This window comes from Apibacter sp. B3706, assembly GCF_011082725.1.
GTDB lineage: Bacteria > Bacteroidota > Bacteroidia > Flavobacteriales > Weeksellaceae > Apibacter.
In genome coordinates this window covers 136185-159262 of record NZ_CP049715.1, presented here as the reverse complement: position 1 = coordinate 159262, position 23078 = coordinate 136185, and the positions used below count along the sequence as shown (strand labels likewise).

General features: G+C 29.9%; 17 protein-coding genes. 7 read left to right on the top strand and 10 right to left on the bottom strand.

Annotated features, from left to right (window positions below):
• Window positions 1-8: 8 nt before the first annotated feature.
• From G8C41_RS00700 to aspS, 3 genes are all read left to right on the top strand, one after another.
• Window positions 9-638: a hypothetical protein gene (locus tag G8C41_RS00700; RefSeq protein ID WP_166005803.1), complete on the top strand. Its 630-nt coding sequence runs from the start codon at window positions 9-11 to the stop codon at window positions 636-638.
• Window positions 639-893: 255 nt separating this feature from the next.
• Window positions 894-1787, top strand: coding sequence for a CorA family divalent cation transporter (locus G8C41_RS00695; protein ID WP_160564539.1), 894 nt, complete (start codon window positions 894-896; stop codon window positions 1785-1787).
• Between the two features lie 370 nt (window positions 1788-2157).
• Window positions 2158-3909, top strand: coding sequence for an aspartate--tRNA ligase (gene aspS, locus G8C41_RS00690; RefSeq protein WP_160569010.1), 1752 nt, complete (start codon window positions 2158-2160; stop codon window positions 3907-3909).
• Between the two features lie 294 nt (window positions 3910-4203).
• On the opposite strand, the gene G8C41_RS00685 is transcribed toward aspS, so the two are convergent.
• On the bottom strand, window positions 4204-6672 hold the full coding sequence (locus G8C41_RS00685) for a tetratricopeptide repeat protein (protein WP_166005802.1): 2469 nt from the start codon (window positions 6670-6672) through the stop codon (window positions 4204-4206).
• A gap of 155 nt (window positions 6673-6827) precedes the next feature.
• On the opposite strand from G8C41_RS00685, the gene G8C41_RS00680 reads away from it, so the two are divergent.
• Window positions 6828-7583 carry a Kdo domain containing protein gene (locus G8C41_RS00680; protein ID WP_166005801.1) on the top strand — a complete coding sequence of 252 codons (756 nt, stop codon included), beginning with the start codon at window positions 6828-6830 and terminating at the stop codon, window positions 7581-7583.
• A 7-nt stretch (window positions 7584-7590) separates the two neighbouring features.
• Here G8C41_RS00680 and G8C41_RS00675 read toward each other — a convergent pair whose 3' ends face one another.
• The 3 genes from G8C41_RS00675 to G8C41_RS00665 form a co-directional block, all read right to left on the bottom strand.
• Entirely contained in the window at window positions 7591-9246 is a 1656-nt protein-coding gene (locus tag G8C41_RS00675; protein WP_166005800.1) for an ArnT family glycosyltransferase, read from the bottom strand.
• A 97-nt stretch (window positions 9247-9343) separates the two neighbouring features.
• A complete protein-coding gene (locus tag G8C41_RS00670; protein ID WP_105296697.1) occupies window positions 9344-10009 on the bottom strand; it encodes a lipid-A-disaccharide synthase N-terminal domain-containing protein in 666 nt (221 codons plus the stop codon).
• Window positions 10006-10722: a glycosyltransferase gene (locus G8C41_RS00665; RefSeq protein WP_166005799.1), complete on the bottom strand. Its 717-nt coding sequence runs from the start codon at window positions 10720-10722 to the stop codon at window positions 10006-10008. Before G8C41_RS00665 ends, G8C41_RS00670 begins: the two co-directional genes overlap by 4 nt.
• A 155-nt stretch (window positions 10723-10877) precedes the next feature.
• On the opposite strand from G8C41_RS00665, the gene mdh reads away from it, so the two are divergent.
• Window positions 10878-11816, top strand: coding sequence for a malate dehydrogenase (gene mdh, locus G8C41_RS00660; protein ID WP_105296699.1), 939 nt, complete (start codon window positions 10878-10880; stop codon window positions 11814-11816).
• 323 nt (window positions 11817-12139) lie between these two features.
• Window positions 12140-13417: a UDP-N-acetylmuramoyl-tripeptide--D-alanyl-D-alanine ligase gene (locus G8C41_RS00655; protein WP_166005798.1), complete on the top strand. Its 1278-nt coding sequence runs from the start codon at window positions 12140-12142 to the stop codon at window positions 13415-13417.
• Window positions 13418-13578: 161 nt separating this feature from the next.
• Here G8C41_RS00655 and G8C41_RS00650 read toward each other — a convergent pair whose 3' ends face one another.
• The 5 genes from G8C41_RS00650 to G8C41_RS00630 form a co-directional block, all read right to left on the bottom strand.
• On the bottom strand, window positions 13579-14103 hold the full coding sequence (locus G8C41_RS00650; protein ID WP_158254198.1) for an OmpH family outer membrane protein: 525 nt from the start codon (window positions 14101-14103) through the stop codon (window positions 13579-13581).
• A 16-nt stretch (window positions 14104-14119) separates the two neighbouring features.
• On the bottom strand, window positions 14120-15112 hold the full coding sequence (locus G8C41_RS00645) for an OmpH family outer membrane protein (protein WP_166005797.1): 993 nt from the start codon (window positions 15110-15112) through the stop codon (window positions 14120-14122).
• Window positions 15113-15211: 99 nt separating this feature from the next.
• Window positions 15212-17776, bottom strand: a complete 2565-nt coding sequence (gene bamA, locus G8C41_RS00640) for an outer membrane protein assembly factor BamA (RefSeq protein WP_160541770.1) — start codon at window positions 17774-17776, stop codon at window positions 15212-15214.
• Between the two features lie 18 nt (window positions 17777-17794).
• On the bottom strand, window positions 17795-18544 hold the full coding sequence (locus tag G8C41_RS00635; protein WP_160556989.1) for an isoprenyl transferase: 750 nt from the start codon (window positions 18542-18544) through the stop codon (window positions 17795-17797).
• 13 nt (window positions 18545-18557) lie between these two features.
• Window positions 18558-19424 carry a DUF6089 family protein gene (locus tag G8C41_RS00630; protein ID WP_160568992.1) on the bottom strand — a complete coding sequence of 289 codons (867 nt, stop codon included), beginning with the start codon at window positions 19422-19424 and terminating at the stop codon, window positions 18558-18560.
• A 262-nt stretch (window positions 19425-19686) separates the two neighbouring features.
• Between G8C41_RS00630 and G8C41_RS00625 the strand changes: the two genes are divergently transcribed.
• Window positions 19687-20664 (top strand): polyprenyl synthetase family protein, encoded by a 978-nt coding sequence (locus G8C41_RS00625; RefSeq protein ID WP_105296706.1) that lies wholly within the window; start codon window positions 19687-19689, stop codon window positions 20662-20664.
• 197 nt (window positions 20665-20861) lie between these two features.
• On the opposite strand, the gene G8C41_RS00620 is transcribed toward G8C41_RS00625, so the two are convergent.
• The gene (locus tag G8C41_RS00620; protein WP_166005796.1) at window positions 20862-22907 is read right to left on the bottom strand and encodes a S9 family peptidase; all 2046 of its coding nucleotides are present in this window, start codon (window positions 22905-22907) and stop codon (window positions 20862-20864) included.
• Window positions 22908-23078: the final 171 nt, after the last annotated feature.

The following is a 23078-nucleotide window of genomic DNA, read 5'->3' as shown; positions in this document are numbered from 1 at the left end:
TTATTTAAATGAATACTATTAATTCTTTGGCAGAGCGATTATTGGGTAGAAAATTAACTAAAAGTGACGGAGTTAAGTCTTCGGAACTCGATAAAGTTGAAAGTAAATTGGGTTTCGCACTGCCTGATATTATTCGTGATCTTTATTTGATGACCGGAAAAAATGGAATGTTGATGGAATCATTCAATCGTTTTGCTTTACCTACGCAACTTCAAAGAGATGATAATAAAATAGTTTTTTTAGAAGAAAATCAAAATATATGCTATTGGGGATTTGAAATTGATCCGGAAAATACTAATCCAAAAGTATATCAATTGTTAAATGAAAATGAATGGTATGAGGAACAAATTCCGCTGATTGAATTTTTAAAAGTAATGTTGTATTATCAATGCGCTCAAGGTGGATATGAATATTTAGGAATTTCCAACATTTCAGAAGAAGATTTTGAAATTTTCATCCATACGGAATGGGAAGATGTGGTAAGGTATAACGGTTTACAAATTTATTGGAAACCGGATTGTTTACTTTGGTATGTTTACAATAAAGAGAATGTAAGAATTGAGGATATTTATTTTTCTGCAAGATCTGAAGAAGCATTCCTTACGCATGCACAAAAATATGAATTGGAAATTATTTAATATACGTTTTGCTACGCAAGTACTTTACTAGACCTATGATTTATTAAAACAAATCTATTGTCCACAAATACGTAATAAATTCCATATAAATCTGTTTTTCAAATTATCAAAAATTAAGATAAATGTAAATAATGTATTTTAGTTTTATCTATTTAGTAATTTATTTTATAAAATTCTTTTAAAATTGCAATGATTTAATTTATTTTTTGAATATTCTTATTTCTAAAAGTAGTACTTTTACAAAAAAGGTATTTAATGGCAGTAAAAATAATTAATCAGTCCAATTATGAATGGATAGACCTACTTAATCCTACGAAAGAAGAAATGCAAAAGATTGCGGAAAAATGCAATCTTAATTTCTATAATCTAGCAGATAGTTTAGAGCCTAATCATTTACCAAAATTTGAAACTGAAAATGGCATTAATTTCCTAATATTAAGAGTAGTACATAAAGGCGATAAAAAAGACACCAATATTGAAAGTCTTTCCAACAAAATTGCCGTTTTTTTTAATGATTCTTTACTAATTACTATACACCGTATTGAAATGCCCTTTATCGATGATATTGCCAACAAATGTCAAAGTATGGGACAAACTTTCTCGACAAATATGGTTATTATAAAAATTTTAAAAAGTGTATTACAAACTTATAATGATTCCATATTACACATTATTAATAGATTGGAATCTTATGAAAATAAACTTTTTTTAAAAGATCCCTCTTCCAAAGTTTTGCAAAGCATTTATTCTTTAAAAAGAAAAACCAATCTTTGTACTAAACTTTTAATTCTTTCGGATGAGGTGATTAATTCTATTAAACCCTCTAAGCAAGAAAAGGCTGCCCATCAAGATGCTAAGGATTTATATCTAAAGTTAACAACTCTTTATGAACAAGTAATAGACGACCTCAATAATTTACTCAATTTATATATTTCCCTATCTTCACAAAAGACCAATGAGATAATGAAAACACTTACCATTTTCTCAATATTCTTTATGCCCTTGACATTTATTGCGGGTATTTACGGGATGAATTTTCATTATATGCCTGAACTGGAATTTAAATTGGGGTATCCGATCATATTATTGATTATGTTTATTATTACCCTGATTATTTATTATTGGTTGAAGAAAAAAAAATGGCTTTAAAACTTTTTCAAAAAATTTCAATTAATTTGACTTAAGTACTACGATCTCAAAACAATTTCCAATTTGTGAAATTTTACTTTTAACTCTTTTTTTATAATCATTTAAGGTTTTTAAATATTTTTTTATTTATAAGATAAAATAATACAAGAGGATTTTAATGCTAACGAGTCAAATAACTATGATTAGTTATTCTTTTAATTTTCTATAGGTTAAATCTAAACTAAATATTTCTCCTAGTAAATAATTGAAAAGACTACTTAATCAAAAAAAAATTGTTGATAAATCAAGTGACTTTTAAATTTTACATTAACGTAAAATTTCTAATTCCTATTCAACAGATTATAATTATTTTTGTATAAAAATTGTCAACATGTATAGAACCAACACCTGCGGAGAACTTAATGAATCAAATATAGGACAAAAAGTAATTCTTGCCGGATGGATCCAAACTATTCGTGATAAAGGATTCCTTACCTGGATAGATTTACGCGACCGATATGGAATCACTCAACTTGTTTTTGATGAACAACGAACCGATAAGGATCTAATTGATAAAGCAAAAAAATTAGGTCGTGAATTTGTTATTCAAGCCTCAGGAACAGTAATTGAAAGATCCAGCAAAAATCCTAATTTACCTACAGGTGCTATTGAAATTTTAGTTGAAGAATTATCCATACTTAATCCATCGTTGGTTCCTCCATTTACAATTGAAGATGAAACGGACGGGGGCGAAGAATTACGTATGAAATACAGATATTTGGATATAAGACGTAATCCGGTTAAAGAAAAATTAATTTTCAGAAGTAAGGTTGCTCAACTGGTAAGAAATTATCTATCTCAAGAAGGTTTTATTGAAGTGGAGACCCCTGTCTTAATAAAGTCTACACCTGAAGGAGCACGAGACTTCGTGGTGCCGTCTCGTATGAATCCCGGACAATTTTATGCCTTGCCTCAATCGCCTCAAACTTTTAAACAATTACTTATGGTTGGAGGCCTAGATAAATATTTTCAATTAGTTAAGTGTTTTCGTGATGAAGATTTACGTGCTGACCGCCAACCCGAATTCACTCAAATTGATTGCGAAATGTCTTTTGTTGAACAAGAAGATATTCTCAGAACATTTGAAGGTCTGACCAAACATCTTTTAAAAGAGCTGAAAAATCTTTCTTTTGATAAATTCCCTAGAATGACTTATGCGGAAGCAATGAAGAAATACGGTAATGATAAGCCGGACATTCGATTCGGAATGGAATTTATTGAATTCAATGAAGAATTACAGAACAGCGGTTTTAAAGTATTTGATGAAGCGGAATTAGTGGTTGGTATTAATGTTGAAAAATGTGCTGTTTATACTAGAAAACAGCTGGACGAATTGACCGATTGGGTAAAAAGACCTCAAATTGGTGCATCGGGATTGGTTTATATACGTTACAATGAAGACGGTAGTATTAAATCTTCTGTAGATAAGTTTTATTCTGAAGAAAAACTAAAAGTTGTCATACAAAAAGCAAATGCTCAACCCGGTGATTTGATCTTAATTTTATCGGGGCAAGCTCATAAAGTACGCCCTCAATTAAGTGCGCTACGTATGGAATTGGCTGAACGTTTAGGCTTACGAAATCCTGAGGTTTATGCTCCTTTATGGGTTGTCGATTTTCCGTTACTAGAATGGGATGAGGAAGAAAACAGGTATGTTGCCATGCATCATCCGTTTACCTCTCCAAAACCTGAAGATATTCCTCTTTTGGATACCCACCCCGGAGAAGTTAGAGCCAATGCTTATGACCTCGTTTTAAACGGTAATGAAATTGGAGGAGGTTCTGTTCGTATCTATAATAAAGAATTACAAGGGAAAATGCTTTCTTTATTAGGATTTTCTCAAGAAGAAGCCGAAGCTCAATTTGGTTTTTTAATGAATGCTTTTAAATTTGGTGCTCCTCCTCATGGCGGAATAGCTTTTGGCTTTGATCGTTTTGTAGCTATTTTAGGAGGACAAGAAGTAATCCGAGATTATATTGCATTTCCAAAAAACAATTCGGGAAGAGATGTTATGATAGATGCTCCTTCCTATATTCATGAGCAACAATTAGAGGAATTAAACTTAAAAATAACCAAAGAATAAATCAATTCTTATAGTATACCTAGTAAAAAATAAAAAGCAAAATTTTTGTAACCAAAAATTTTGCTTTATAAACTAAATAAAATAAAACCAATTTTGTGAGAACACACAGTGAAAATTACTCCTTTACTTTATTTATATAAAGTAAATTTTTCATTTATCAATTCAAAGTTATGTTTTTTATTTAGAATGATTTTAAATAATTATATGATTTAAATCATATAATCTAATAGATAGCATTTAGTTAGCTAAATACAACTTTTTAAAAATTATACTTACTAAGCTAAGCGAACCCATTTAATCTTTACTATCAATATCCACGTCATTGTTTTGCCAATTTTCTAATGTAGGCAAATTCATTGAGTTTGTTTCTAATACCGGCATATTAGTTTTGATATCAGGATCATTTGCTTTTACAGATTTTTTGTTGCTTTCCTTTTCTTTATCTTTAAAGAATTTTAATAAATCTGCAGCCTTCTTTCCCTCTTCTTTATCTTTATATAAGACAGCAATGTGTTCTAACGATTGTTCAAACTCTTCTTTATTTCCTAATTTTGCATCGCAAAAAGCAGAAAGTAAGGCAAATTTAGCTATTATCTCATCTTTGGGATATTTGGAAAGTGCCTGAATTGCCATGTCTTTTACTTCTGAATAGTTACCTCTTTTGTATTTTTGATAGGCATTTTCATAAAACAAGATTGCATCTGAAGAATTAGTTTTTAACTCATTAACTTGAGGATGCAAAATAGCGTAAGCATATTTAGTATCAGGATATTGGCTAGTTATTATATCTGAGTATTTTTTTGCTAACACTTGATTTTCTCCTTGATTAAATCGATACAAGTTATACATTGCCAAAACTTTTATTTCCTCATTGTAAGGTTGAGTTGATAATAAATGTTCTAAAGTGGAGGTAGCTGATTTTACATCATGTAACTGATCGTAATATAAAATTCCTAATGATAATTCCACAGAATCTCTTTGATTTTTTAAAACATCTATTTCTGATTGACTTTTAGGTAAATTTTCTGTATAATATTCAACCTCAAATCGTCTAGGATTCTTAGAATCCGATTGACCGGATAATTGCGTTTTAACATCATCTAAATTAGAAATCTTATTGCTTATTCGCCAGTTATCCTCCAACATTCTATCCCCCCATTGTTTTCTAAATTCTGATTGACCTACTTGCTTCAGGTTATTATTATAAAAATACCATTTTCCTTTGGTATTGGGTGTAATCATCGTAAATGCAGATGTTGTATTTTCAAACGATTCGGTAGCAAACTCGGTATTATTTTCTCTTCTTTGATTCTTTTCTTGTTGTAATCTTTCTTTTTCTTCTTTTTCTTTTAGTTGATTTATATATTTTTGATAATAATTATTTCTTTGCTCGGGTAACATTTTAGCAACCGTTATAATACTATCATTCTTTTTTACTAAATAATATTTTTTGGTTACTTCTCCTAAAACTTTATTTTTAGCTGTTAATTTTCTTTTCATTGCCGGATCAACAAATCTTGAAATTGCGCTATCATAATAGGCACTTGCATAGACATAGTCAGGTTTTGAAAAATAATTATCTCCTATTTCTTGATAAACTAATGCTCGTATTTGAGGATCACTCTCTTCCTCTTTTAAAGAGGCAAAAAAATAGTTCATCGCATCTTTATTTCTTTCTTCTTTTAGGGAAGTTAGACCCATTGCATAGTATATTTCATTTTTTCTGGATTGGTACAATCCTTTTTTGGTTAACCCTTTTAAAAATTTAATTCTATTCGTATAAGCTAAGCTATCCTCTTTTTTATACAATCTAGATAAAGCAATTTGTGATTTGATCTCCAACTCGGGAGTAGATTTTTTCTTAAAAGCTAAATTATAATAGTTTCTTGCCAAATCCTTTTCGTTCAATTTTTCTGATAATTGACCTTGAATAAAACTAAAACGAGCTTGGTTTGTATTGCATTTATTATATTTTTTTGCAACTTCTAGAGCTTTTACAGCTTCAGAATATCTTTTTTCATCAATTAAAAATTGAGAATATATTTTAGAGATAAATTTTGCATCTCTTTTTTTTAATTTTTGATTGATGAGTTTTTCATAAATCTCATTCGCTTGAAAAGAATTTCCTGACTGCGCTTGTGCTAAGGCCATATAACCTTCAACTTGAGCTTTTTTTGTATTTTTTACTAAAGTTGAATTCATATAATTCAAATAGTTAAGAGATTCAAACGGATCTCTTTTATAATAATAAGCTCTGGCTAATAAAAGATAAGCCTCACTCATCATAGAATTATATTCTTTTCCTTTTATAAGCATTGAGTGTTTTTCGACGGCTTTCTTTCCTTTTTCTATAGCTTTGTCATAACCTTGCGCTTTTGAATCATTACCTGCACCTAACATCTTTCCAAAAGCGTCAGATAAGGAATTTATGGCTCCTTGGGCATCTAAATTTTTTAAATTATCTTTTAGTTCTCCTGATAGATTTGCAGTGTTATTATCTGAACTTGCTAAGAAATTATCAAGAGAATTTTCTTTTTCCTCCACAAAAGGATTACCCGGTTCTACCGGTAAAATGGCAGAAAAATTATCCCTGTATCTTGAGTTTCTTGATTTCAATTCTTCATTTAATGCTTCTTGCCCGTTGAATAAAGTATTGTTCCAAGTAGTAATCCGATGATACGTACGATGAGTTATCCCGTTTTTTTTGGTTGAGCAGCCTCCCAAAAGGCTTAAAATCAGAATTGAATATATAATTTTCTTCATTTATTTCTTATAATTGACAAAGCTAATAAAAAAACGAAAATTTATTAAATTTGTTGTTTTTAAATGCCTACTATTTCACTTATTATCTCTTATCTTATAAAACCTTAAATATAAGCTAAATTTGTTATTAAAAATAATTATAATTTTTATATTAAATGCGCAAATACATTCTAAACAAAAAATATCAGGAAAGCAAAGATGAATTATTAAACATTATCAATAATTTTGATAGTTATGATGAAATACTTGGAAACCCGGAAAGAAATGTTATAAAAAAAGTTCCTTTTAAGGGAGATTATATTACGATTAAAAGTTTTAAAAAACCTCACTTAATAAATAAATTTGTATACCGATATTTTAGAAAATCCAAAGCTAGAAGATCTTTTGAACACGGAACAAAACTTTTGGAATTAGATATATTAAATCCTGAACCTTTAGGCTATATTGAAAATTTTGATATCATGGGTTTAACTTCCAGTTATTACATATCAAAATATGTTTCCTATGATTTTACCTTGCGTGAATTATATGATCAACCGGATGGTTTTGAATGTGTGAAAGCCTTTGCTCGGTTTTCCTACTATGTTCATACTAAAGGGGTTTATATTAAAGATAATACACCCGGAAATACTCTTATTATCCGTAAAAATAACGATTACGAAATGTATTTGGTAGATTTAAACAGAATGGAATTTCATGAAGAGTTATCTTTTGATATTAAGATGAAAAGTTTATCAAATAATATTAAGGAGCAACCCTATCTGGACCTATTAATTGAAGAATATTCTAAGGTTTCCGGATATCCTTTACATGAAGTAAAATCTAAAATTGATCATTATCAGAAAGAATTTAATCGTAAAATTGAATCGAAAGCAAAATTTAAACGTTTTTTAAAAAAAATATTTAAATAGCTATCATTTATTCTTGATTTGAATTTGATTTTTTATAAATAATCAGGAAGTCACGAGCTAATCTCTCTTTGTATGATTTGCCGGAAGGAGCCACAGTATTTAAATCAACATACGAAACTTTTTTAACGTTATAAATTGAGCTTAATTCTTTAATTAAATTTTCCGTATCTTTTTGAAAGCAAAGGACTCCGACATAATTTTTATTTTTTAATACCAATTGATCTCTAATTCCTACCTTGTCAATAGATGGAATCTTATCTTCGTAATCCCAAACAATTTCGGGTGACATGTATTTATAATCATACAAGGTCATTTTATTCGCAGTAAATCTATGCAAATCTTTTACAGATTTGTAATTGGGATTATACAAAAAACTTTTGGCTAGAGGGAAAACAAAAATGATAACCACACATTGTAATAGTATAATTGAATTAAATACACGGTGCCAAGATTTTTTAATAAGGAAATACATAATACTAATTCCTACTATAAATAAAACCAGGGATGAGTATAAAGCCCAATCGGATTGTCGCGTAATTTTTTCTTTAAAAAATAAATATATTACCAAAGGATAAACAATTCCTACTAAACCTAATAACCCAAAGTTTATCTTAATCAACACAGAATCTTTTTTATTTTTAATTCCCTTAAGAATGAATTCTATATAGAATCCTGTATTCAAAGCAAGGGGAATTAAGGTGGGCAAAATATACCGTACTTTTTTTTCCGGAATAAAACTGAGTAAAAGCAAGGAAAATAGTGTCCACAGTAAGGTAAATTGATAGGCTTTAAGGTTGGAAACCTTATTTTTCATATAAGGATAAAAGAGAGCTACTAAGGAAGATATCGTCCATACTCCGGATTGAGTAAAAAAGCTCCAATAATAAAAAAAGGATTTGGAGTTATAATCATTAATCCATCGGGCCGTTTCTTTTTTTGCCATTGAATTCAAATGTTCCGGATCCATCCAATGTACATAAGCCGACCAAGAAAGGCCTCCTATAAGACCAATAAGTATATATATACATAGTGGTTTTAAAATCTTTTTATTTTTAAAATTAAATTTGTAAATAAACCCATAAGAAATTAAAAACGGAAGAATCAATGCATATAATGAAACAGGACCTTTACTAAGCATGGAAAAGGCAAGAAAAATTCCTCCCAGTATTGAATTTTTTATTGCACCGTTTTTCAAACGTAATAAATTCCATAGATAAAATATTGAAACAATCATAAAACTGTGACAATAAATATCCCATTGGTTATCTCTACCCGCAAAATAAACATAAAAAGAAGTTAATAGAATCAATCCGTTTTGAAAACCGGTTTGCCCCGTAAGCCCTAATTTCAGTGAAAATTTATAGATATAAAATACGAGGAGCATAGTCACAAGAACTACGGATATACGTAAAATTGCCACCGAATGAAATCCGAATAAATACCCAAAAAAAGCAGTCATCCAAGTTGGAAGAGGTGGTTTTTCATACCTAGGTTCACCGTTTAATGTAGTCAAAAACCAATGTCCGTCTTGCACCATTTCTCTTGCAGTGATAAAGTTTCGTGCCTCCATTATATTAACCGGCATGACTCCTAAGTTTACCCCTAATATAATCAGAGAAGTGCAAAACAATACTATTATATGCTTAGTGTTATTATTTTTCATGCATATTTTATTTTATTTAAAATGATATTTTTAAATAAAAAATTTTCATTACTATATAATCGAAAAATAGTCAAATATATTTTATTAACTATTTTATTTAACTATCACTTTTCTTCAGGATAATTATGTTTCTTGTATAAACAATAATTCCTATAATGTGCCCGGCAAATAATACAGGGTCTTTTCTAATAATTGAATAAATAAAGATCATCAATGATCCGGTAAGACTTAAAATCCAAAAGCCCATAGGCAATTCAGATTTCTTAATTTTTTCCGAATAAATCCATTGATAGATAAATCGCATAGTAAACAAAACTTGTCCGAGGCTTCCCCATATAAGTAACCATAAGGGTATATTTTCCCTGCTAAAAAGTTTATGTAAATCAAAAGCACTGTTCCAAAGGCTAAATATAATTGCCACTACAGGAAATAAATATAAAATATATCTAAAAACTACATGATATTTCATCCAGGCATCATGAAGCTGAATATTCCTAATGTAAATGTAATAAGTTATCAACTGCCCTAACATAATTGAAAAATCATGTCTTAAATATCCGTAAACGAATAAAAAGAAGGAAGCAACAAGACTTACCTGCCAAAAGATGAGATCAGAAGTAACCTTTTTATTTTTTTCTGCTGAAATCCATTGAATTATCATTCTACTTGAAAAAAGTATTTGTGCAAGAAAACCTAAACTTAAGGTAAAATACTTTGCAAATAGATCATTAAAAAAAAGATTCTCAGCTAAGATATTTTTCATATTTTTTTCTCAGCTACTTTATAATTGATATATTTATTTTTCATCCAAATGTAAGCAAAGCAATCACTTAGAGGTCCAATCAGACGATTCCATAAATGAAATTTGGATTTACCGGCTATTCTTTCGAAATGCTGAACCGGAAGTTGTTTAATTTTCCCGTTTTGAAGTAATATCATTGCCGGTAGAAAACGATGCAATCCTTTAAACATCGGAATTTTTTTCGCATATTCAGTTTGAATAATTTTTAAAGGACACCCCGTATCATCCATCCCGTCATGAGTAAAAGCACGTCGGATTCCATTCGCAATTTTCGATGAAAGATTCTTAACTTTACTGTCTTTCCTGTTGGATCGAACTCCTGTAACCAATTGGTATTGATCCGCATAATCTAAAAGAATGTTGAAATCCATGGGAGATGTTTGAAGATCTGCATCAATATATCCAACCCATTGTGTATCGGCATAATCAAATCCGGCCTTTATTGCGGCACTTAATCCATAATTTTTATCGAATGATATATAAAAGAATTCTTGATTCTCGTTGCAAATTTTTTGAATTACCGAAAGACTTGAATCTTTAGAACCGTCGTTAACAAAAAGTACTTTTGACTTTTTCTTAGCAGCATGTAGAAATGCCAACATTTCTTCTTTAACTCGTTCAAGATTATCTTCTTCATTAAAAACCGGTATTATTACCGTTAATTCATATTCCATGTATGTGGGATGTAAAATAATTATCAAATTTATTAAAAAAATAGTGAATTTAAAATTGAAGAGTTATGTTTTAAAAGATGATAAACGACATTTTATTATAATTAAACTTATTATACCTTTGAGAAGATTATTAACAATAAATTAAGTATAAAAATATGAAAGTAACTGTAGTAGGCGCCGGAGCCGTAGGGGCTACTTGTGCTGATAACATTGCAAGGAAAGAAATAGTTGACGAACTAGTAATCGTTGATATAAAAGAAGGTTTTGCCGAAGGTAAAGCTTTAGATTTAACACAAACCACATCACTTTTAGGATTTGACACTACTATTACGGGAAGTACTAACGATTATTCTAAAACTGCCGGATCTCACGTTGCCGTGATTACTTCAGGTATTCCCAGAAAACCGGGAATGAGTCGTGAAGATCTTATTGGTACTAATGCAGGAATTGTTAAAGACGTTGCAACTAACATATTAAAATATTCTCCGGAAGCTATATTGGTAATCATTTCGAATCCTATGGATACTATGACCTATTTAGCTCTTAAATCTTTAGGATTACCTAAATCTAGAGTTATTGGTATGGGAGGAGCATTGGATTCATCTCGTTTCAAAACCTACTTATCTTTAGCTAGTGGAGCTTCTCAAAACGATATTCAAGCTACGGTTATAGGGGGACACGGGGATACAACGATGATTCCTTTAACTCGTTTTGCTTCTTGCCAAGGGGTACCTTTTTCAAAAATATTATCTGCAGATAAATTAGAAAAAGTTGCTTCTGATACAATGGTTGGTGGTGCTACATTAACTAAACTATTAGGAACTTCAGCATGGTATGCTCCCGGAGCTGCCGGAGCTGCAGTGGTTGAATCCATTATTAGAGACGAGAAAAAAGTAATTCCTTGTTCCGTTTACCTAGACGGTGAATATGGTGAAACCGATATTTGTATTGGAGTACCTGTAGTTTTAGGTAAAAACGGTATTGAAAAAATTGTTGAATTGGAACTCAATGATACTGAAAAAGCTAAATTTAAAGCTTCAGCTGATGCGGTAAGGAATATGAATAATGTTTTATACGAAATGAAGGTTCTATAAAGTTGTAAAAACTAAATAAATTTAAAACAGCTTATTAGTAAGCTGTTTTTTTATTATATCTCCTTTCACATTAATTTTAAAATTAATCCCTACATTACAAATTAGAAAATTTAACTTCAATTTAATTAACCGTTCTTTAACTTCATAAATTTATTTATTTGAAATTTTTGATTTTTTTAAATAAAACATGTATCAAAAACAACTTTTGTTTGTTCTGACTATATTTATATGATTGAATTATTAAAGATTGATTATTGATCTATGTAGCTAACAATTATTTATTTTTGTATAGTAAATTTCAAAATAAACTAGGAAGATTATATATGACAATTATTGAATTATATTCCATTTTTTTGCAATCTTCAGGAATTGCAACGGACACCAGAAAAATTAAAAAAGGCAATTTATTTTTTGCTTTAAAAGGAAATAATTTTGATGGAAATAGATTTGCTGAACAAGCAATAAAGAATGGCGCTTTAGCTGCCGTTGTAGATGATATTGATGTATCAAATCCTGAAAAAGGCATTTTCTATTTTGAAAATTCTTTAGTTGCTTTACAAAATTTAGCAAGATATCATAGAAATCAAATAAACATTCCTGTTATTGGTTTAACCGGAAGTAATGGTAAAACTACTTCTAAAGAACTAATAGCTTCCGTTTTAAGTGAAAAATTTAATGTTTTATACACAAAGGGCAATCTAAATAACCATATTGGAGTGCCGCTTACCATCTTATCTATAAATACTGAGCATGAAATTGCTATTATTGAAATGGGAGCCAATCATCGTAAAGAAATTGAATTATTAAGCGGTATTTCACAACCAACTATTGGCTATATAACAAATTTTGGTAAAGCTCATTTAGAAGGCTTTGGTGGCAAAGAAGGAGTAATTAAAGGAAAATCAGAACTTTATGCTTTCTTGAGAGAGTATAAAAAAACGGCTCTGATAAATACCGACGATCCTTTACAAGTTTCCTTGAGTCAAGGAATAGAAAAAATAACTTTCGGTTCTCATGGCTCATATACTTTCTCTTTATTAGGAAATAACCATCGGGTTAGTATTCAATATAAAGACCTTGTAATTAATTCTCAACTTACCGGTCAATACAATTTTACAAATATTTGCGCTGCTTTTTCCTTAGGGCTTTATTTTGGCATAGATACGCATAAGATTAAAAAAGGGATTGAAAATTATACCCCTCAAAATCAACGTTCACAAGTTGTGGAAAAGGAAAACGTAGTTTTAGTATTAGACACCTATAATGCTAATCCGAGCAGTATGGAAGTATCCTTAGAAAATTTTTCTCATTTTAAAGGAACTAAATCTATAATTATTGGAGATATGTATGAATTGGGCAGCGAATCGGTTTTAGAACATCAAAAGATTGTAAATCTTGCAGAAAAGTTAAATTTTGATTTTATTTATTTAGTTGGTGAAAATTTTTATTCAACCAACACGATGACTACCAGAGTTCAAAAATTTCATTCAACTAATGATATGAAAGAATATCTTAAAAGCCATACCCTACCAACGCAAAATATTTTATTGAAAGGTTCTCGCGCCATGGCTTTAGAAAGGCTTATCGATTTTTTACCCTAAAATTCTTTAGGTGTAATTTCTTGGGTAAATTATTATCATATAAGGTTTTATTACATCATAAATTTTTTACCATTTATTTAAAGTTTTAATCTAATTTTTTGTTTTTATAAATAAAAAAAAGAGGCTTAATAGCCTCTTTTTATTTTGTTCTATCTTAATTCTTATTTTATTCCTAATTTAGCTTTAACATCATTTAGAATATTTGGTCCTTCAGCATATAAAAGAGATGGTTGAGAAGTATCAAAAACATAAAGGTAACCTTTAGCTTTAGCAACACTATCAATTGCATCTTGTGCTTTTTTCATGATAGGCTCATATAAATCTGCTTGTTTTTTATCTAAAGCTTTTGCTGCTTCTTCTCTTAAAGCTACTAGACTTTGTTGATCTTTTTGGAAATCTTCTTCGTATTTTTGAAGTTGATCTTTCATTTTTTCAAGATCAGCTTGTGATTTTCCTTGCAAATCTTTTTGAATTTTTTCATACTTAGCAGAAAAACTGTCTTCTTGTTTTTTAATTTCTGCCTTTTTTTGGTCTGCTAATGTTTTTAATTGATCATCAGCTGCTTTTTTTTCAGGCATCAGGCTTAATAATTCCATTGAATTAACATGAGCTATATTTTGAGCTTTAACTAATTGAAAAGCTCCAACAAATGCAGTTAAGAGGAATACTAATGTGATTTTCTTCATTTTTATTCTAATTTTATTATTTACTTGTTTTATCATTAGTTTGATTATTATTTTGAGTTTTTTTCTTAGGTATATACTTACTACCATATCCTGATTTTGGTTGCGATTTAATGGTAGTTTTAGATTCTTTATTATTTACTGTTTTACTTTCTTTATTCTTAGGAGCCGGTGCAGTTATTTCATGTACATCTTCCTCCTTAGGATAATCTTTACTTTTTACATTATTTATATTTTTTTCCTCTGAAACTTCATCTACTTTTTCAGAAGAAACTTCATTTACTTCTTCTTTTTGAACCTGTTCCTTTTTAGTTTGTTTGTTTTTAGGAACATACTTTCTTCCCCATCCTGATTTTTGTTGCTTTTTAGTAGATTCTTTATCTTTTTTATCTATTGCATTTTCATCAGAATTCTTAGCATTTTTAATTTTAGCTTCTTTATCATCAACTTCATCTGAATTGGATATCATAGAAGATGATTTACCATTTTTATCCTCTTTCTTTTTGGTTGCAATTCCTAATTGTTTCAACACTTTATCTGTGATGTCATATTTGGAATCTGTATAAACCATAATTAAATCTGACGATTTGTCTAAGATTAAATTATATTTATCTTTTATAGCTATGGCATTTATTGCATTCCAAATTTGATCTTGTATAGGTTTAACCAAATTAATTCTTAGATTGACTGATTCTCCTTTTGATCCGAATTTTTTTTCAATAAATTCATGGAGCGCCTTATCTGTGCTATCAATTGACATCAACCTTGACTTTTGCTGATCCTCTGTTAATAAAACTTTTTCATTCTCATACTCAATACGAAGTTTTTCTAACATGGATTGTCTGTTAACAATCTCTTCCTGCCATTTTTTAACTTCATGGTCAAGTCTTTGTTCTGATTGTTGATATTGCGGCAATTGTTTTAAAATATACTGCGTATCTACGTAAGCCATTTTTTGAGCAATGCCAAAACTAAAAAGCAAGAGCAGAGCATATGTCAATGTTTTCTTCATGGTAACTATATATAAGGCTTTTCTAAAATCATACCAAGTTTTTATAAACTTTATTTTGCTATAAATATATTATTATAATTCAATATAAGCAAAAATCATCTAAAATTGTTGACCAAATATGAAATGGGTTTCCCATCCGTTGGCACTGTTTGAATTAATGGTTGAATCAAATCCTTTAGCAAAATCAAAACCTAACATTCCGAATTGTGGCATAAAAATTCTAATACCAAAACCGGCAGATCTTTTTAGCTCAAACGGATTAAAAGATTTATTATTGCTCCAAGTATTTCCTCCTTCCGCAAATGTTAACGCGTAAATTTTCGTAGCTCCTCCTAATAATACCGGATAACGCAATTCCAACATAAACCTTGAATATGAAGTACCCCCTCCTAATGGGGTAATGTCTTCACCGGAAACTCCTCCGAAGGATGTAGCATCTCTATACCCACGTAAAGGGATAATTTCTCTACCATCAAATCTATTTCCATATAGCCCGGTTCCTCCTAAATAGAATCTTTCAAAAGGAGGAATTCCTACTTTAGAATTATAATTACTTAAAAATCCGAATTCTCCTCCTGCTTTTAAAACAAATTTACCTACTAATTCCTGATACCAATAGGCTTTCATCTTTATTTTATAATATTCCAGCCATTTGTATTTTTCCTTATCGGTTTTTTTGCTGTAATCTTCATTGTTAAATGCGGAATATGGGGGAGTAAATTTCACTGAAAGCTCAAATTCAGAACCCATTGTCGGGAATATAGGATCAAATCCTGCTGAATATCTACCTAAACTTGCATAAAAACTGAAATTGTTACTTTCTCCATTATCCCATGTTGTATATCCTAAGGCATTTTCATCTGCTATATTAAACGGATAATTTCTAAAAGAGTATAATTGATAATTGATACCATAGGAAAGCCTGAAATAATTATCCGGCCAATTTAAACGAGTGGTTAATCCCACTTGACCTCCATATATATTTAGTTTGTTTCTTCCTTCTGCATAATAGTTATTATAATTCAATATCGTGCTGTAAAGAGAAACAGTCATGGAAGTAGGCCTTTTACCTGTAATCCATGGTTCTGTGAATGAAATGCTGTAATTCTGATAATTACTTCCTGCTTGGGCTCTTAAAGATATACTTTGTCCATCACCGGAAGGAATAGGTTTCCAAGCTTTTTTCTTGAAAAAATCATTAAATGAGAAATTACCAAAAGTTAAACCTAAAGTTCCAATAAAACGATTTCCTCCATAACCTCCTTGTAATTCTATTTGACTGTTTGTTCCCTTTTCTTCTAATTTATAATTAACGTCTACCGTACGAGTTTCAACATTCGGTGTAATATCAGGGCGCAAAGTCTGTGCTTCAAAGTATCCCATTTGGGCTAATTCCATAATGGTTCTTTGTATATCTTCTTTTGAGAAAAGATCTCCGGGTCTTGTGCTCAATGATCGTTGGATCACGTGATCGTGAGTTTTGGTATTTCCTGAGAAAGTAACTTTGTCCCAATAAGCCTGTTCTCCTTCTCTTATTTTAATTTCAATATCTATCGTATCATTTCTAACTGCTTTTTCAATGGGAACTACATTGGCAAAAACATACCCGTTATTATAATATAGTGTTGAAATATCATCGTTTTTTTCTGATCCTGATACTTTTTTATTGAAACCTACTGCATCATAGGGTTCTCCTTTTTTATATCCGATAACTTTTGAAAGTGTCTCACTAGAATATGCAGAATTTCCTGAGAAAGTTACATTTCCCAGATAATATCTTTTTCCTTCTGATACATGAACATCTATATCAAAATTCTTTTTATTAGCTCTGAGTACAGTATCTGAAGTTATTTTCGCATCTCTAAAACCGTACGATTGAAAAGTTTCAACAACTCTATTTAAATCTTCCAGGTATTTTTCAGGAACATATTTTGATTTCTTCCAAAAGCGATAAAATCTTTTTTGTTTAGTATTTTTGAAAGCTCGTGATCTGACGGTTGAAGCTTTTAATACTTTAGTTCCTTCTATTTTAATTGTTTTAACTTTAACTCTAGGACCTTTATCTATAGTTACATTCCAATTGACTAAGTTAGGATCTGTTGGATTGGTCGATTCTTTTATTATTGCTTTGGCATCCGGAAATCCTTTATCTGTATATTCATTTCTTATTGAGTTTTGAAGTTTAGAACGCAGATCATCGGTAATTTTAGCCTTTGTTTTAAGACCATTGTCTTTTATTAACTTTTCGCCTTTAGATTTACTGATTCCATGAAATTTTACAGTACCTAAATCCGGAAGTGCTACCAAATTTATACGAAGGTACACCTCATTGTTGATTACTTTAGTTAAAAAAATTTCTACGTTAGCGAAAAGCTTAGAATCCCAAAGTTTTTTGACTGCCGTGTTAATTTGCATTCCCGGTATTTCCACAAAATCTCCTTCATACAACCCCGTATACCTCATGATTTGATTCTTAGAATATTTATCGGTTCCGGTAATTTTGATTTCTTTAATACGTAAAGCAGAATCGTCTTTTTTAATAGGGTCTATATCTTTTTGAACATCAGCCTTTGGTTCTTGTGGTGATATTTGAACACTGTCTGCAACCTGACCAAATATAAATATGTTTACTGAGAATAAAACGGCCGCTAATAATTTCTTCATGTACACTTTTTACTTCTTTTACTTTACTTTTAATTGTTCACTTATTTTCCCGAATCTTCTTTCTCTGCTCTGATAAAAATCTAATGCTTTTAAAAATTCTTCTTTATTAAAATCAGGCCATAATGTATCTGTAAAATATAATTCTGCATATGCTATTTGCCAAAGTAAAAAATTACTTATTCTTTGCTCTCCACTCGTTCTAATGAGAAGATCTACATCCGGTAGATCGTTTGTATATAAATATTGATTAAAGGTATCTTCATTTAATTGTTCCAAAGATATTTCGTTATTTGAATAATCCAGAGCAATTTTTTTGGCAGCATCGAGAATTTCATTTTTAGCCCCATAACTTAATGCCAATGTCAATGTGCCCCTTTGATTATTGCATGTATCTTTGGTAAGCAGGATTAATTCCTCTCGGACGTTAGTTGGAAATTTATCAATATTGCCGATAACTTTAACTCTAATACCTTTTTCTTTTAATTTTTTTGTTTCTTTTTTTATAGTGTTAATCAATAGACTCATCAAAGAATTCACTTCTAAAATAGGTCTATTCCAATTTTCTGTTGAAAAAGCATATAAGGTAAGATAGGGAATATTTGCATCATCACAAAATTCAATCGCCTCTCGAACTGCTTTAATAGCATTTTGATGGCCAAGACTACGAATCATACCTCTTTTTTTAGCCCATCTTCCATTACCATCCATAATAATGGCAACGTGTTTAGGCATTTTATTTTCTTCTATAAATATATCTTTTTTAGACATTAATAATTATAATTTAATAACAATAACATGGAGGTCTTCCAAATGTGTAAGTAAGATTTATCCCCCATATTAAATACCAATCGTTACTTTTATATGTATTACCTGTTTGATGTTTTCCTATGATTTTAGCATTTCTTCTATTTATCTCATCCTTAAGCTTAGGGTCTACAGTACTTATATTGTTTAATTGAGGATCTATGTTTATAGTTATATTTTTGTTTTTTATAGAACTATAATCAAGATTATCCTGGAATGTATATCTTGCTCCTATTTCAAGAGATAATAACCAATCGTATTTAATTTTAAATTTATATCCCACGCCAAAAGGAATATTAAAATCGAATTTCATAGATTTCTTATAATTTTCTTCTGTTACAAAATCCTGAAAATTTAAAGGATTCCTGTAAGAACCATTATAATCTTTAGCTCTCGTATGATTGATTGTATATTTCCTGTCATAAAAACCATACCCGCCTACTCCGGCAAATATATATGGAGAAGAACCTGAATATTTTATATCATTGATATCAAAGAAATAATATTCAAATAAAACTGAAGTTTCAAAAATGGTATTACTTCCTGATATTTTTCTTTTAAATCTATAATCTTCACTTGCTTTCTCATCGTCAAAATAGACTCTGTTATAAATTAAATTTAAACGTAAACTTTGTCTATTATCTAAATTATACCTATAAAGTACTCCTAATGAAATTGGAATTCTATACCTATCCATAGGGAATATTTCAATATAATCGGTTTTACCTATATCACCAATTATATTGGCTCTTCCAATAGATATTCCTACTTCATTACGTTGAGCTTTTATATGCATTAAACAACAAGTACAAATCAGAATAACCAGTAAGAAAACTTTTTTCATTTTAATTTAATATTATTTCACGTAATTGCATAATTGCTTTAAACGTGAAATAAAGTCATTTTGTTGCATTATCCTCTGCAATATTATATATCTTCTCAAGCAACAAAGATAATAATTCTTTTTATGTTTATACTCTTTATTTTGTTATTAACTTATTTTTAGTATATAACCTTTATTTTAATTATCTTTTTACCTCTTCTTTATAAAATAAAATGGAAGTTTCAAATTAAAATATGTAAAATTTGATTATTTTTGAAACCTAATGTCCAAAGTTACTGAACAAATTAAAATTCCAATAGCAGATGAAATGAAGCTTTTCGAAAAAAGGTTCTATGAATCCATGAAAAGTAAAGTTCCATTATTGGATAGAATCACCCAGTTTATAGTTAGAAGAAAAGGTAAGCAAATGCGTCCCATGTTTGTTTTTTTAACAGCTAAGCTTACCGGTACTGTAACGGATAAAACATATCGAGCAGCTTCATTAATCGAACTTATCCATACAGCCACACTTGTTCATGACGATGTAGTAGATGAAAGCTACATGAGACGAGGTTTTTTTTCAATCAATGCTTTATGGAAAAATAAAATTGCTGTTTTAGTGGGCGATTATCTTCTATCTAAAAGTGTATTATTAGCTACTGATAATCAAGATTTTGATTTATTATCTATTATTTCCAGAACTATACGAGAAATGTCTGAGGGAGAACTACTGCAATTGGAAAAAAGTAGAAAACTTGATATTACGGAAGAGGTCTATTTTGAAATTATACGCCAAAAAACAGCTGTTTTAATATCTGCCTGTTGTGAATCGGGAGCACGTTCTACCTATGCTTCGGATGAAAATGCTGAAAAACTTCGCCTTTTTGGAGAATATACCGGAATTGCATTTCAAATAAAAGATGATTTGTTTGATTATACAAGTACTAATTTAATCGGGAAACCGGTCGGTATTGATATTCAAGAAAGGAAAATGACACTTCCATTAATTTATGTGCTTAACAACGCAAGTAAAGAAAATAAAAAATGGTTGATAAATTCCATTAAAAATCACAATAAAGATAAAAAAAGAGTTGCTGAAATAATCAAATTTGTAAAGGAAAACGGGGGGATTAATTATACGATTGATAAGATGAATGAGTATAAGCAAAAAGCGCTCGATATTTTAGTTAATTTTCCAAAAAATGAAAATAGAGATTCATTGGAATTGATGCTTAAATACGTTATTGAAAGAAAACACTAAATTACCTCGACTTATTTCTTCAATTTGCAATTATTTTCATATTAGTAAAATCCAAAAAATTATTTATTTTCTACCTATAAGTAAACTTATATTTACCACGCGCCAACATATAAATATGTATAAAAAATTATATTGGAATTAGGTAAGGAAATTTAAAAAATAATTAAATCATTTTTCAAATTTCCTAAAGTCATTTACTAGTTTAATTTATTTTCTAAATATAAATAAAAGGCATATTCTAAGGCTACTTCTTTTAAGGATTCAAAACGTCCGCTAGATCCTCCATGTCCTGCATCCATATTAGTTTGAAGTAATAAAAGGTTAGAATCTGTTTTCATATCCCTAAGTTTAGCCACCCACTTGGCCGGTTCCCAGTATTGTACTTGAGAATCATGTAAGCCGGTTGTTACCAACATATTGGGATATTCTTTATTTTCAACATTATCATAGGGTGAATACGATTTCATGTAATTATAGTATTCTAGTTGATTCGGATTACCCCATTCATCGTATTCTCCCGTCGTTAAAGGAATACTGTCATCTAACATAGTTGTAACTACATCTACAAAAGGTACATCTGCCACTACTCCATGAAATAGTTTGGGGGCATGGTTAATAACTGCTCCTATTAATAATCCACCGGCACTACCTCCATTGGCATATAAATGATTAGACGATGTATATTTTTTTTTGATTAAATATTCAGCACAGTCTATAAAATCGAAAAATGTATTTTTCTTTTTTAACATTTTTCCATTTTCATACCAAGGCCTTCCTAAGTCTTCTCCTCCTCTCACGTGGGCAATTACATATATAAAGCCTCGATCTAACAAGGATAACCGTATGGAGCTAAATGTTGCATCCATTGAATATCCATAGGATCCATAAGCATACAATAACAAAGGGGTATTTTTAGATGGCTGAGTGTCTTTCTTCATTACTAAAGATAAAGGGATTTGTACTCCGTCTCGTGCTTGAGCCCAAATTCTTTTAGTAACATAGTTATCTTTATTAAAATTACCCAATACTTCTTGCTCTTTTAAAACCTTTTTTTCTTTGGTGCGCATATTAAAATCAATATCGCTCCATGGGGTGGTCATTGAAGTATAACGATATCTGATAATATCTGTATCGAAATCTCTGTTTACAGAAGTTCCTACTGTATAAACTTCTTCTTCGAAAGGTATCTCATAATTAATTGAATTATCCCAACTCTTAATTTTTATATGAGTCAACCCTCTTTCTCGTTCTTCGGTTACTAAATAATTTTTAAATAGCTCAAAACCCTCCAATAAAATTTCCTCATTGTGTGGTATTACTTCAATCCAATTTTCAATTGAAGTATCTGTTATTGGGGTCTTCATTAATTTAAAATTAGTTGCCCCGTCTTTGTTCGTAAGGATATAAAAAAATCCTTCATAATGATCAAAGGAATATTCCAATCCCCTAATCCTTTCTTGAAATATTTTCCATTTATCTTCGGGATGATCGGCAGGAATAAATCTATATTCATCTGTTAAGGTACTTCCGGAGGCTATTACAATATATTGTAAGGATTTAGTTTTGGTGACATAGACATTAAATGTTTCGTCATGTTCTTCAAAGACCAATAGGTCTTCCTTTTGAGAAGTTCCTAAAATATGTTTATATATTTTAGATGAACGTAAAGTTTTAGGATCTTGTACAGAATAAAAAATGGTTCGGTTATCATTGGCCCACACTACATTTCCTGTGGTATCTTTTAATTCATCGGAAAGTATTTCGCCGGTTACCAAATTTTTTATTTGAATGGTATATATTCTTCGACTCACTGTATCAACTGAATAACAAGCCATGGTATTATCCGGACTAACGCTAACACTTCCAATTTGGTAAAATTTATGTCCTTTGGCCATCTCATTGACATCAAACATGATTTCTTCTTTGGCTTCTAAAGAGTCTTTTTTTCTTATATAGAGAGGATATTCTCCTCCTTTTATGTATTTGGTGGTATACCAATATTGATTGAATTTATAGGGAACGGACTCATCATCTTCTTTTATCCTGGATTTCATTTCCTCAAATAATTTTTTTTGCAATAAATCGGTAGATTTCATCTGCTCTTTTGTATAAGCATTTTCTTCCTCCAAATATTTTATTACTTCAGGGTTTTCTCTATCGTTAAGCCAATAATAATTATCAATTCGAATATCGTTATGCGTAATTAATTTTTTAGGAATTTTTTTTGCTACCGGTGCTTTCATAAATACTTTATTTATATAAACATCAAAAATAAGGGTAATACTATATAAAATCAATTATATTAGTCTTTTTATTTAAAAACGTATTTAATTAAAATAGATCTATTGTAATCATAACTAATTGTCATTAATTTAACAATTAACTTATCTCATTAGGCTAGAAATTTGACCTAA